This is a genomic window from Rhizobium sp. BT04 (assembly GCF_030053135.1).
GTDB classification, from domain to species: Bacteria; Pseudomonadota; Alphaproteobacteria; order Rhizobiales; family Rhizobiaceae; genus Rhizobium; species Rhizobium binxianense.
On sequence record NZ_CP125647.1, the window covers coordinates 161,719 to 175,198 of the forward strand.

Here is a 13,480-nt window from a genome sequence, read left to right on the forward strand (position 1 = left end):
TTGATACATTATCGGAATTCTTGGGGAGATAACCTTGCTGCAGCGCTCGACGGAACGGCTCGATATCGATCTTCTTATCCTGCCGGACACCAACCTGATCCTGATCGCCTCGGTCATCGAGCCGCTGCGCGGCGCCAATCGCATTTCCGGCAGCGAACTCTATCGCTGGCGGCTGCTGACCCCGGACGGGGAGCCGGTCCCGACCACCAGCAATATCGCCGTGCCCGTCCAGGGGATTTTTCGGGCGATGACCGAGGATGCGCCGCTTTTCGTGCTGGCCAGTTACAACTGGCGGAAAAGCGCGACGCCGGCGCTGAAGATGCAGCTCTCCCAGGCTGCCCGCTACCGCAGGATGATTGCCGGCATCGAATCCGGCACATGGCTGCTGGCCGAGGCAAGCCTGCTCGACGGGCTGCCGGCGACCGTCCACTGGGAGGACTATGAGGATTTTGCGTTGGCCTATCCGCAGGTGCGAGCCGTCAAGGATCGTTTCGTTATCGACGGCAAACGGCTGACGACCTCAGGCTCGCTTCCGACCGTCGACCTGATGCTGGAGGTGATCCGGCAGCGGCAGGGTTATTCGCTGGCGCTCGAAGTCAGCCGGCTGTTCCGCTATGAGCAGCCGTCCTTCCATGCCGATGAGCCGCTCTCCGCGGCTTCGGCCGGGTTGCGTATGCACGATCCCCGCGTGGCGCAGGCAGTAAAACTGATGGAGGAGCATATCGAGCAGCCCCTGATCCTCACGCGGCTCGCCCGCCGGGTGGGCATCAGCGCCCGGCATCTGCAGGATCTTTTCCAGCAGAGCATTGGCGCGCCGCCGCATGTGCATTATCTCGCCCTGCGCCTGAACGCAGCCCGGCGCAAGGTGATCGAGACGACAGCCTCCTTCGCTGATATCGCGGCGGCGACCGGCTTCAACTCGGCCTCGGCCTTTGCCAGGAGCTACCGGGCGAGTTTTTCCGAAAGCCCGTCCGAGACGCGCCGCCGCTTGCGCCGCCGCATCACACCGACGTAGGCTGGAAGGCGTCTCGCAACATATCCGCTAGTTCGCGAACTGCCTCACTGGATCGGTAGGGATTGCGCCGGAGCACGACTTTCGAGGAATCGACCGGCGGAAAACCGTCTTCGGCGGTGAGCTCGCGGCAGCCGGGCGGAATGTTGCTGCGGCACAGCGTGGTAACGGCAAGGCCCGCGGTGACGGCATTCTTCAGCCCCGAGCCGGTATCGGCGATGAAGGCGATCCGGTAATTGCGGCCGATCTGCTCAAGCGATCGGAGCGCATAATCGCGCGACCATGCGGAATTGCGATAGGTCGCAATCGGCAGGGGATCAATGTCGTGCAGCCGATGAACCATTGAAGTAACCCAGACTGTGGGGTCAACGCAGAGGACCTCGCCTTTCGTCTGGTCGCTCCAGTCGAAAACGACGGCGAGATCGAGTTCGTCCCGCTCAAGGGCGGCGAGGTTACGGACGGTATAGTCGCAGGATACGGTGACCTCGACGGCCGGGTGGCGCACGGCGAAAGCCGCAAGGGCTGCCGGCAGCACCGTCTGGCTGTATTCCTCGGGAATGCCGATGCGCACCGGCCCATCCAGCGGTTTGCTGCGGATCGTCGCGGCGGCCTCGCTCAGCAGGTCGATGATCCGGCGGGCATAAGGCACGAGCTGTATGCCCTGGCGCGTCAGCAGTACACCGCGGGCACCGCGCTCGAACAGCGTTTCGCCGATCGTCTCCTCGAGCTTCTTGATCTGGCTGCTAACCGCCGATTGCGTCCGCCCGATGCGCTGGGCAGCCGTCGAGAAATTCGACGTCTCGGCCACGACAAGGAAGGTCCTCAGGAGCTCGCTTTCAATAGGTTCATGCATGGGCAGCCATAGAAAAAATCGATAACAGCTATCTCTACTATTCGTTTGTCTGATGTCAATTCCTGGCGCACAAAAGACCCGCGTTCGACTTCCTTCTTTGAGACCATCTGCGTGACCATTGAAAATCCGACCACGCGCCTCGCCGGCAGCGAGCACGAGAAGGGTGTGCTTCTCATTGTTGCCGCGACGCTTGCCTGGAGTGCGAGCGGCGTCTATTCGCGGCTGCTCACAACCGACGTATGGACGGCGATCGCCTGGCGGTCATTGTTCGGTGGCCTGTTTCTGCTGATCCCCTGCCTTTTCCTCGAAGGGGGCATCTCGCGGCGGCAATGGCGTTCCGTCTTCCATCCGAGCGGTCTGGCGATGATCGCCTGCCAGACCTTCAGTCAGGGATGTTTCATCGGGTCGCTTTACATGACCACCGTTGCCAATGTGACGATGATCTATGCGACGACTCCGTTCATCGCGGCGCTGTTCGGCTGGCTGATCCTCAAGGAGAGGGTGGCCCGGCGGACCATGATTGCCGGCGGCATCTCGCTCCTCGGCGTCGCCGTCATCGTCGCCTCGTCGATCGGCGGCGGTACCGGCTGGGGCGACCTGCTGGCGCTCGGCATGACCGCGTCCTTCGCGCTCGTCATCATCATCCCGCGCATCAGCCCCGGCGTGCCGAGCCTGCCGCCGACCGTCGTCAGCGCCTTCCTGACCCTCATCATCTTCGCGCCGTTCGGTTCGGTCGGCTCGCTCGACCTGCACAACTGGATCGTCCTGGCCGCCTTCGGCGCCACCAATTTCTCCCTGGCGCTGGTGCTTTTCCTTGCCGGGGCAAAGCGGATGCCGCCGGCGGAAGCCGCGCTGATCGGCACGATGGAAATCGTGCTGACACCCTTCTGGGTCTGGCTGCTGTTTTCCGAGCAACCGCCCGTCGCCACCTATTTCGGCGGCGCGATCATCCTCGGCGCCGTGTTCTGGCACACAGCGATCGACGCCAACCGCGGCCGGCGAACGCATCGCGCCTAAGCCGGCCATCTCCCGCCAGACGGCAATCAAATCTTCCCGGACGGTCCGGAAAACCGCCGTATTCGCGGGATCAATTATTGACCCTGCGCAGCGCGCTCCTGCGACTTCACCGACTGTCGTCTTTGAGTTGCACCCATGTCGTTTTTTTGATCGCTGTTTTCCGTCAGGCATGGTTTGTTTGTGGTGTTCAAGGCGCTATCTCGCAAACTGGCGAAATGGCCCATCGGGAAGCCGGCCTGACGCCGGCGCTGCCCGCAGCGGTAGAAGAACTGAAATCCTCACGGAAATCGCCGGAAAGATCCGGAAAGATCTCGCGATGGATCGAAAGGAGTTTCTGGAGCCGGACACCAGCTCTTGCGCGGCAAATCGACGGATTGCGGCGGGCGATCACGAACGACAGGCCAGACCGTGGCGTTCACTCTTCTCCTCCACCAATCTGTCCCTTTTGCAAAATCCGAATATCGCCCGATGCGGCGGTATCCGGCGCTGTCGACACCGGGCTGCAGAGGAGGCAGGCCGGAGGGAATGTTGCCATCGGCTGCATCGGTTGCAGATCGAGGCATTCAAACACGTGGGAGGAATCCATGAGCAAGAATAGAGGCGTCGTTTATCTCCGGCCGGGCAAGGTCGAAGTGCGCGACATCGACGACCCGAAGCTGGAAGCGCCCGATGGCCGCCGCATCGAGCACGGCGTGATCCTGAAGGTGATCTCGACCAACATTTGCGGCTCCGACCAGCACATGGTCCGCGGTCGCACGACGGCGATGCCGGGCCTGGTCCTCGGTCATGAAATCACCGGCGAGATCATCGAGAAAGGCGTCGACGTCGAGATGCTCGACATCGGCGATATCGTCTCGGTGCCGTTCAATGTCGCCTGCGGCCGTTGCCGCTGCTGCAAGTCACAGGATACCGGCGTCTGCCTGACGGTAAACCCGGCCCGCGCCGGCGGCGCTTACGGCTATGTCGACATGGGCGGCTGGATCGGCGGACAGGCGCGTTACGTCACCATTCCCTATGCCGATTTCAACCTGCTGAAAATCCCGGATCGCGACAAGGCGATGGCAAAGATCCGCGATCTCACCATGCTCTCCGACATTCTGCCCACCGGCTTCCATGGCGCGGTGCGTGCCGGCGTTGGCGTCGGCTCGACCGTCTATGTCGCCGGCGCCGGCCCTGTCGGTCTTGCGGCTGCGGCTTCGGCCCGCATTCTCGGCGCTGCGGTCGTGATGATCGGTGATTTCAACAAGGACCGTCTGGCGCATGCCGCCAAGGTCGGCTTCGAACCGATCGACCTGTCGAAGAGCGACCGTCTTGGCGACATGATCGCTGAGGTCGTCGGCACCAACGAGGTGGACAGCGCCATCGATGCGGTCGGCTTCGAGGCCCGCGGCCACTCCGGCGGCGAGCAGCCGGCGATCGTGCTCAATCAGATGATGGAGATTACCCGCGCCGCAGGTTCGATCGGTATTCCCGGCCTCTACGTCACCGAGGATCCGGGCGCTGTCGACAATGCCGCCAAACACGGCAATCTGTCGCTCCGCTTCGGCCTCGGATGGGCCAAGGCGCAGTCCTTCCACACCGGCCAGACTCCGGTGCTCAAATACAATCGTCAGCTCATGCAGGCGATCCTCCACGACCGACTGCCGATTGCCGACATCGTCAACGCCAAGGTCATCCCGCTCGACGATGCCGCCGCTGGATATGAAAGCTTCGACCATGGCGCGGCGACGAAATATGTCCTCGATCCTCATGGAGAGGTCGCGAAGGCCGCGTAACGATTGCGACCAAGGACTTTACCTGACAGGGATGGCCGGTGGAAAACCGGCCATTCCGCTTTGTCACATGACAATTTGATTGACGAACTACTGGATGCTGAACGGGAAATATTTTGCGTTGATCATGTCATAGGTCCCGTCGGCCTTGATGGTCTTCAACGCTTCGTTCAGGCGCGTCAGACGCTCCTTGTCATCGAGGCGCAGCGCGATCCCGGCACCTTCACCAAAATAGGTGATATCGACCAGATCCGGCCCTTTGAACTCGCAGCAGCTTCCCGCCTTGGTGTTGGCAATCCAGTCGTAGATGGCGAGTTTATCCTCGAGGATAATGTCGACGCTCCCATCCGCCAGCCCCTTGTACAATTCGGGCGAAGACCGAAAAATCGTCTTCTTCATTTCCGGATAAAGATGGTTGGCATAGGATTCCTGCGCTGTCGACGACGTCACTCCAAGAACTTTGCCGCTGAGGGCGGCGGGGCTGACGTCACTGATCGACGAATCCTTCCGGGCGATGAACACCGACGGGCTGTTGTAGTATTTTTCAGTGAAGGCAACCTTCTGACGCCGCTCAAGGCTCATCGACATGGATGAGATGATCGCGTCGTATTTGTCGGCAACGAGATCGGGGATGATGTCGTCCCACTTCTCGATGATAAATTGGCATTCGAACTTGCCAACCTCGCACAGCGCATTGGCAATATCGATATCGAAGCCCTGAAGCTTGTTGTTCGCATCGAGGTAATTGAACGGCGGAAAGGCACCTTCGACGGCAATTCTCATCGGCATACGATCCTGCGCAGCCACCTGGAGCGGCAAGGCCGCGGCCAGAAAGACACCCACCGCGCCCGTCATCAGCGCTCCGCGCACGATCGTCTGAATGGATATGCGTAACATCGTCGGGAGCTCCTTGGGGCGTAGTCGATCTCGCCCCATAGTGCGCCGCAGCTTTTAATTCTACGTGAACGCTTCTTTGTTAGCGTCGGCCAATGCGCCCGTGTCGTGGTGTTCAGGGGTCTACGCTTGCACATCGTTCTTCCTTCCAGCTCAAAGACGTTTCAGCAATCCTGGATTGCCTCGGGGAGAATTCTGTTTCTGATCGCCGTCAGCGGGCTTGGAGCGATCGGACTAGTCGTGCTTTCGGCACTGTGGGCGGGAACCGAGAGCGACGCTGCCGCCCTTGATCGACAGCGTAATCTTGTGAATGCGCGCCTGCGGGAACAGGTCGATCAGGTCGCCCATGTTATCGGCCAGTTCGGCAACGGCTACCTCACACGTGTTTATCCTGCCGCCCGGTCAACCGGAGGCTCCTCCAGCCTCGACGCAGTTCTGACGGCAGCGGCCGGGAGCGCGATCAGCCAGACCGCAATGTCCGCTTTCGGCTACGATCAGGCTTTTGTCGTCGACGAGAAGGCGCAGCTGCTGATGCTGGCGGACGCTCAAACGGAAAAGCGTTATCGCTGGATGAAGCCTCTCTTTTTGCCTCTCCTTCAGGATGCCCGCCTTGGGTTGAGACAAGGCACGGTTTCCAACGAACGAACGCCGTCCTCAATGGAAAGCCGCCTTGCGAGCACAGGCCGCTCCAACCCGGCGCTCGCCAATCTGATGCGGCTGGAAGGCCGGCCGACGATCGTCGGCGTCGTCGCCATCAACGAAGCTCCCGAGGGGCAGCAGCAGCCGATGCGGCAATTCCTGATCGTCGTGCGGTTTCTCGATGGTGCGGCGCTGGACGAATTGAGCCGGCAGCAGGGCCTCAACGGGGCGCGCTTCGCGCGCACCGCCGATGCCGACGAAAACGAAGTTGCGTTTCAGATCGACGCCACGGCGAACGGCGAACCGATCGGCTTTATCGTATGGCGGCCCGATCTTCCGGGCTCGAGGGTGATCGGCCGGTTGATGCCGGCGCTCTCGATTGCCGCCCTGGTGATCGCCATCCTGTTCTCGGTCTTGTTGGTGCGCCTGCGAAGCAGCCTTGGCGAATTGAGGAAAAGCGAGCTGCATGCAAGACAGCTTGCCTTGCATGATGTGCTGACCGACCTTCCCAACCGCGCTCTGTTCGCGATGCGGTTTGACGAGTGCCTAGCCGAGACGCAGAATTCGACCGAGCGCTCGGCAGTTGCACTTCTCGACCTCGACCGCTTCAAAGCCGTGAACGACACCTTCGGCCATGCCGCCGGCGATGAACTCATCCGGATGGCTGCCGAGCGGATCCGCTCCCTGCTTCGTCCGGGCGATACGCTTGCCCGGCTCGGAGGCGATGAATTTGCCCTGCTTCTCCGGGACATCAAAGATCATGACCACGTTTTGCCGGCAATATGCGACGCGATCGTTGCCGAACTTGGCAAACCCTTCCCGCTTTTGAGGGGCGAGGCGGTCGCACGGGTCGGCGGCTCGATCGGCGTGACCGTCGTGCCGGATGCCGGGCGGAATGCCGATGACATCATGCGCTACGCCGACGTCGCACTCTACGAAGCGAAGATGGGCGGCAGAGGCCAGTGGCGTCTCTATTCACCGTCGATGGACGGCGGCCGGAATGCGCGCGACATTCTCAAGAACGAACTCCGGGAGGTCCTGGCCAAAAACACGGCCTCATCCGGCGACGGTCTACGCTCCGATCCGGCTGCCGAAAGGCCGGACTTCGGCTCGCTCGAAGTCTATTACCAAACGGTGCATCGTGCCGACGGCGGATACTCGGCGTCGGGCGCCGAGGCTCTCGTGCGCTGGCGTCACAGCCGGCGCGGACTGTTGACGCCGGCCAGCTTCATCCCTGTCGCCGAGGAGGGCGGCCTCATCGACGCTCTCGGTTTCTGGGTATTGCGCGAAGCCTGCCGAGCCGCCTGCAAATGGCCTGAAAACACATTTGTTGCGGTCAACGTGTCTCCCGCCCAGTTAAGAAGGCCAAATTTTGCCGAGGAAGTGTTCGCCGTGCTCCAGGAGACCGGCCTGCCGCCGTCCCGGCTCGAGCTCGAGCTCACCGAGTCCTCGCTGATCGAGGATAATTCGGACGTCTATACGGTGCTGAAGTCGCTGCGCAGCCGGGGTGTTCAGATTTCGCTCGATGATTTCGGAACCGGCTTTTCATGCCTCAGCCATCTGGTCCGCTTCGACATCGACCGCATCAAGATCGATCGTTCGTTCGTCTCACAGCTCGGCACAAAAGCCAACGGGGCGGCCATCGTTGGCGCCATCGTCGCGCTCAGCCGCAACCTCGGCATCTCGACGACGGCCGAAGGGGTCGAAACCGAATATCAACGCGATTTTCTGGCCGCCCTCGGCTGCACCGACCTGCAAGGCTATTTCTTCTCCAAACCGGTTCCTCTGCGCGAACTCGATTGTTTCCGCGAACCCGAGAACGCCGCCGGATTGCTGGCGATCGTTCCCGGAGCCATCACCTGAAAGGCTTTTGATCGTCCGCCGGTCCGGGGGAACTTTCGCCGCGGGCGATGGTTGACGCCCGAAGACCGAACGGAGGATGTGATGGGCGAGATCGGCGAGTGGCGGCACCTTTGCGTCGACATGCAGCGAATGTTTGCCGAAGACACGCCGTGGCACGTTCCCTGGATGGCGCGGGTGTGTCCGCAGATCGAAGAATTGGCCGTGCGGCACCCGTCGCGAACGATCTTCACCCGCTTCCTGCCACCCGAACATGCCGACGACATGCCGGGAAAATGGCGGGATTATTATCAGAAATGGTGGATGATGACGGGCGAACATCTTCCGCGCGGCTTTATCGATCTTGCTCCATCGCTGGCATCGCTGGTTCCGCCGGCAAGGCACTTCGACAAACGCACCTATTCCCCTTGGATCGACGGGCGCCTGCATCCGATCCTTCAGTCGGAGCGGGTCGATACTCTGGTCATCACAGGCGGTGAAACGGATGTCTGCGTGCTCGCCACGACGCTCGGCGCCATCGATCTCGGCTATCGCGTCATCGTCTTGAAGGACGCCGTCTGCAGCAGCGCCGATGATACATATGATGCATCGCTGGAACTTCTGCACGACCGGTTTTCCGTGCAGCTCGAACTCATGAAGACCGAGAAATTTTTAAGCGGCTTTGGCTGAGAAAGGCCAGTGCGGCAAGCGACCCGGCGAGGCTGCCATATTCATGGTGAACGCCCGGAGAGCCCACCATGAATTAGACAAGCATTGGATAAGAGCCTGCTCGGCCAGGATAGGCTTGCCTAGCCCTTTGCCGGGAGGCATGGTCGTCCCGGCATAACGGAATCACGACACTGCGGACGGTGCTCGCGGCGCATCGCAAACATGGCTGGCTAATGTTTTCCTTCCTGCACAGTTCGGACCTGCACATCGGCAAGCGGTTCGGCAATCTTCCCGAGGATTTGAGAGGGCGCCTGCGCGAGGCACGGCATGGCGTGATCACCAGGCTTGCCAGTGCGGCGCGCGAGCATGGGGCGGATATCATCCTGCTCGCCGGCGACACGTTCGATACCGAGACGCCGACGCCCGCCGTGCTCAGGCAAGCGCTTGGCGAGATGGCCCGGAATGGGCCGCTGCGCTGGGTGCTGCTTCCGGGCAATCACGATTCGCTGCTGGCCGATCAGCTCTGGAGCGCGGCACGCGGCGTGCTGCCCGATAATGTCATTCTGGCGACGGAAGCGGCGCCGATGATACTGGCCCCTGATGTCATCCTCCTGCCGGCGCCCTGCACGACCAGGCGGCCGGGCCGTGACCTGACCGAATGGATGACAGGCGCCGCGACGCCGGACGGATCCATTCGCATCGGCCTCGCCCATGGCCCGATCCAGGAGTTTTCGGAGGATGCCACGGCCACGAATGTGATTGCGCCGAATCGCGCGGCGCTCGCCGGCCTCGACTACATGGCGCTCGGCGATTGGCATGGGCCGGTGGCCGTGGACGCCAGAACATATTACAGCGGTGCGCCCGAGCCGGACCGCTTCAAACATGACCGGCCGGGGCAGGCGATGGTCGTTTCCATTGCCGGGCAGGGGGCGATGCCGACGACGACGGCGGTGGCGACCGCCAGCTTTTCCTGGCAGACATTGCAGCTGCCTCTGCTGGCGTCGGAAGACGGCGTCGAAGCGCTGAAGGCCGCGTTGCCGGAACCCTTCGCGCGGCGACAAACCCTGTTGCGCGTCGCGTTGTCCGGCCGTGCACGATTGAACGGGCGGACGGCGATGATCAGCCTGTTGGAGCAGGTGGCGCCGGAATTTGCCCATCTGGAGATCGATACCGACCTGCTGGGGACCGACTGCGAGAGCGATGATCTCGAGATCATCGACCGAGCCGGCGCACTGCGCGATGCTGCGGAACTGCTGCTTGCCGAAAGCCTCGACGAGGCCCGCTCGGGCGACGACAGAGGCGTGTCGCGCGAAGCATTGATCCGCCTGTTTTCCTATTGCGAGACGATCGATCGATGAAGCTCACCGCCCTTCGCCTGCACAATGTCAAACGCTTCGCCGGCCGCGGCATCGCGGTGGAAGGCATCACCGACGGCGTCAATGTGCTGAGCGCCGCCAACGAACATGGCAAATCAACCTGTTTCGAGGCGCTGCATGCCCTGTTCTTCCAGCCGCACAGCGGCAATCCAAAGAGCGTGCAGATGCTGCGCCCCTATAGCGGCGGCAATCCGATCGTCGAGGCCGATATCACCATCGAAGCCGGCCGCTACCGCCTGACCAAGCAGTTCCATAGCGGACGGCGCGCCAGCGTCACCGATCTTGGCAGCGGCCGGATCATCGCCCAGGCCGACGAGGCCGAGGCGTTCATCGGCGATCTCATTTCCGGCGGAACATCTGGCCCGGCAGGACTGCTCTGGGTGCGCCAGGGCGTCACCGGCATCGAAAATCGCAGCAAGAGCGAGGAAGAGAACGACAAGCGGGTGCGTGAAAGCCTGCTGACTTCGGTGCAGGGCGAGGTGGAGGCGCTGACGGGCGGACGGCGCATGTCGGCGGTGCTCGAAGCCTGCGAGGACGAACTCAATCGCCTGGTCACCGCAACGCTCCGGCCGAAGGCAGGAGGCCGCTTTGCCGCCGCTCTCGAGGAGCGTGACCGGCTGCAGGAGGAGGAGGCGCGGCTGGCCAAGGAGGTGGAGATGCTGCACGGCGCACTCGACCGCCGCCGCTCAGTGCAGGCGAGACTCAACGAATTGGAAAACTCGGACGAGGAAGCCGGCCGGAAGGCGGCGATTGCCAATGCCGAGGCAGTGCTCGAAGCCGCCAAACTGCACGAGAGGGAACTCAAGGCGCTGGATGCCGAAGCTGCCTTGGCCGCCAGCCGCCGCGATGCGGCGCAGCAGACATTCGACCGCTTCCACACGGCATTGAACCGCAGCGGCGAGCTCGCGCGGCGTTTCGCCCTGGCGGAGAAAGAACTCTCCAATGCAGCCGAGCGACGCACGGCATCGCTTGTTGAAAGCGAGGCCGCAACGGCGGAGGTGCAGGCGGCCGAAGAGGAAGAGCGGGTGAACCGCGAATGGCTCGCGCGGCTGGAGGCAGCGCTGCGTTCGCGCCACGCCGCCGAGCGTCTAGCCGAGCTTCGCCAGCGTCTCGAACAGGCGGAAGCGGCACGGCAGCAAATCGAGGACGGGGAGGCTGCGCATGCATTGCTCGCCATTCCAGCCGATGCGATCGAACGGCTCGAAGCGCTTGATCTCAAGATCGTCGGCCTGCGCGCGGCCGCCGAGGTCGGCCTTCCCACACTCCGGATCGATTACCTGAAGGACGCCTCCGGATTGGTGAGCATGGACCGCCAGCCTTTGCCCGGGGGCGAGGATACAAGCTTTGCCGGGATGGCGAGGCTCGACATAGCAGGCATCGGCACCCTGACCATCCATTCCAGTCGGCAGGCGGAACAGAACGGGGCGCTGGAGACCGCGCAATCCACCCGCCAAACATTGCTCGCCAAGCTCGGTGTCAACAGCCTGCTCGCGGCGCGACAGCGCGATATCGCCGCACGGAACAAGCAAGATGAGCTGATGCGGGCACGCCATCGGCTCGCCGAACTCGCCCCGAGGGGCATCGACGCGCTCCACCTCGACGCCGCCCGCTTTGCCGAACTCAGCCAGGGTCCAGTCGAACTCGACGCCGATCCGGAAGAGGTGCGCGCCCGTCTCGCGGATGCGACGCGGCGCATCGAACTGGCGCGGAACCGGGCGCGAGAAGCGTCGATGATGCATACGGAGGCCGGCGAGGCCATATTGCGCGCGCAAACCGAGCATGCCAGGCTTAGCCAGGAACTCGAGGCGATCGAGGCGATCATCGGCCCCGAAGCCAGCCGAAATGAAGTGCAGCGGAACCTTGCTGTCGAACTTTCCAGCGCCAAAGAGCAATTCGATGCGGTCGAACTTCGGGCCGGACCTTTGCGCCGGACAGGGCGGGACCTCGCAAGCGCGGAGGCCGCCCTTGCCCGGGCGCGTTCGGTCGCCGAGGCCGCGGCACGCGAAATTGCCAGGCTGCGCGAGGAGCTTGCCGATCTCGGCGGTCAGATTCGCACCCGCTCGGACAGCGCGGTGGAAGAAAACTGGTCCGAAATTCGGGACTCGCTTGCTGCGGCGCGCGAACAGGTAAAGCGTTTCGAGACGGAGGTCGCCGTGCTGGATCGCCTGCGCAAGGCGCTGACGGCGACGCGGGCGGCGGCGCGCGACCTCTATCTCAAGCCTGTTATGAACGAACTCGCCCCCCTGGTCGGCCTGTTGTTCGACGACATCTCGATCACCTTCGACGGCGACACCTTGTTGCCGCAGATCGTGCGCCGCAATGGCCTGGACGAGGATGTCGACCGGCTGAGCGGCGGCATGCGGGAACAACTCTCGGTGCTGACCCGCCTTGCATTCGCCCGGCTGCTCACCCGCGACGGCCGGCCGGCCCCCGTCATCCTCGACGATGCGCTTGTTTATTCCGACGACGACCGGATCGAGCGCATGTTCGATGCCCTGCACCGCCAGTCTCGCGACCAGCAGATCCTGGTCTTCTCCTGTCGCCAACGCGCCTTCGCCAGATTGGGCGGCAACGTGCTCGCCATGCAGCCATGGCAGCCGGATTGACGGCCTACTCCGCGGCTTCGACGAAGCGGTGGCGTTCGTAGAGGAACTTCAAGACGGCCTCGCGGCATTTGAGATATGTCCGGTCGGAGGCGAGTTCGATGCGATGGCGGGGACGAGACATGGTCACATCGAGCACTTCGCCGATGCGGGCCGCCGGGCCGTTGGTCATCATCACGATGCGATCGGACAACAATACCGCTTCGTCGACATCATGGGTGATCATCACCATCGTATTGCCGAGCCGGGCGTGGATTTCCATCACCGCATCCTGAAGATGGGCGCGGGTCAGCGCATCGAGCGCGCCGAAGGGCTCGTCGAGCAGCAGGATCTTCGGCTCCATCGAAAGCGCCCGGGCAATGCCGACCCGCTGCTTCATACCGCCTGATATTTCCGATGGCCGCTTATCCCTGGCATGCGCCATCTGCACGAGGTCGAGGTTGGTCATGACCCAGTCGTGCCGCTCGGCCTTGGTCTTTGTTCGGCTGAAGACTTTGGAGACGGCGAGATTGACGTTCTCGTAGACCGTCAGCCAGGGCAGCAGCGAATGGTTCTGGAAGACGACGGCGCGTTCCGGACCGGGTTCGTTGACCTCGCGGTTTTCAAGGAGCACGGCGCCGGCGGACACCGGCGTCAGGCCGGCAATCAGGTTGAGCAGGGTGGACTTGCCGCAGCCGGAATGGCCGATGATCGAGACGAATTCGCCCTCGGAAATCGTCAGGTTGATGTCCTTCAGCACCTCGGCGCGCACACCGCCGCGATCGAAATGTTTGTCGATATGGTCGAGCTTGAGATAGGCGTTCATA

At 62.7% G+C, this 13,480-nt stretch carries 10 protein-coding genes and 1 riboswitch; of the genes, 7 read left to right on the plus strand and 3 right to left on the minus strand.

Going from position 1 to position 13,480, the window contains the following annotated elements:
• The first annotated feature begins 28 nt into the window (after window positions 1-28).
• A complete protein-coding gene (locus QMO82_RS00830) occupies window positions 29-1,015 on the plus strand; it encodes a GlxA family transcriptional regulator (protein ID WP_183610379.1) in 987 nt (328 codons plus the stop codon).
• Here the strand turns inward: QMO82_RS00830 and QMO82_RS00835 are convergent.
• Window positions 1,002-1,865: a LysR substrate-binding domain-containing protein gene (locus QMO82_RS00835; RefSeq protein WP_183610339.1), complete on the minus strand. Its 864-nt coding sequence runs from the start codon at window positions 1,863-1,865 to the stop codon at window positions 1,002-1,004. The two genes, QMO82_RS00830 and QMO82_RS00835, sit on opposite strands and share 14 nt — an antisense overlap.
• Window positions 1,866-1,976: 111 nt before the next feature.
• Between QMO82_RS00835 and QMO82_RS00840 the strand changes: the two genes are divergently transcribed.
• Both QMO82_RS00840 and fdhA read left to right on the plus strand, forming a co-directional pair.
• On the plus strand, window positions 1,977-2,882 hold the full coding sequence (locus tag QMO82_RS00840) for a DMT family transporter (RefSeq protein ID WP_183610340.1): 906 nt from the start codon (window positions 1,977-1,979) through the stop codon (window positions 2,880-2,882).
• A gap of 173 nt (window positions 2,883-3,055) precedes the next feature.
• Window positions 3,056-3,254: riboswitch (cobalamin riboswitch) on the plus strand.
• A 212-nt stretch (window positions 3,255-3,466) separates the two neighbouring features.
• Window positions 3,467-4,657 carry a formaldehyde dehydrogenase, glutathione-independent gene (gene fdhA / locus QMO82_RS00845; RefSeq protein WP_183610341.1) on the plus strand — a complete coding sequence of 397 codons (1,191 nt, stop codon included), beginning with the start codon at window positions 3,467-3,469 and terminating at the stop codon, window positions 4,655-4,657.
• An 87-nt stretch (window positions 4,658-4,744) separates the two neighbouring features.
• Here fdhA and QMO82_RS00850 read toward each other — a convergent pair whose 3' ends face one another.
• The gene (locus QMO82_RS00850) at window positions 4,745-5,551 is read right to left on the minus strand and encodes a transporter substrate-binding domain-containing protein (RefSeq protein WP_183610342.1); all 807 of its coding nucleotides are present in this window, start codon (window positions 5,549-5,551) and stop codon (window positions 4,745-4,747) included.
• A 105-nt stretch (window positions 5,552-5,656) separates the two neighbouring features.
• On the opposite strand from QMO82_RS00850, the gene QMO82_RS00855 reads away from it, so the two are divergent.
• From QMO82_RS00855 to QMO82_RS00870, 4 genes are all read left to right on the plus strand, one after another.
• On the plus strand, window positions 5,657-8,050 hold the full coding sequence (locus QMO82_RS00855; RefSeq protein ID WP_183610343.1) for a bifunctional diguanylate cyclase/phosphodiesterase: 2,394 nt from the start codon (window positions 5,657-5,659) through the stop codon (window positions 8,048-8,050).
• Window positions 8,051-8,131: 81 nt separating this feature from the next.
• Window positions 8,132-8,716: a cysteine hydrolase family protein gene (locus tag QMO82_RS00860; protein ID WP_183610344.1), complete on the plus strand. Its 585-nt coding sequence runs from the start codon at window positions 8,132-8,134 to the stop codon at window positions 8,714-8,716.
• A 212-nt stretch (window positions 8,717-8,928) separates the two neighbouring features.
• Entirely contained in the window at window positions 8,929-10,053 is a 1,125-nt protein-coding gene (locus QMO82_RS00865; RefSeq protein WP_183610345.1) for a DNA repair exonuclease, read from the plus strand.
• Window positions 10,050-12,677 carry an AAA family ATPase gene (locus tag QMO82_RS00870; protein ID WP_183610346.1) on the plus strand — a complete coding sequence of 876 codons (2,628 nt, stop codon included), beginning with the start codon at window positions 10,050-10,052 and terminating at the stop codon, window positions 12,675-12,677. Before QMO82_RS00865 ends, QMO82_RS00870 begins: the two co-directional genes overlap by 4 nt.
• 4 nt (window positions 12,678-12,681) lie before the next feature.
• Here the strand turns inward: QMO82_RS00870 and QMO82_RS00875 are convergent, their stop codons facing one another.
• Complete coding sequence (locus tag QMO82_RS00875) at window positions 12,682-13,479, minus strand: ABC transporter ATP-binding protein (RefSeq protein ID WP_183610347.1); 798 nt, start codon at window positions 13,477-13,479, stop codon at window positions 12,682-12,684.
• Window position 13,480 lies beyond the last annotated feature (1 nt).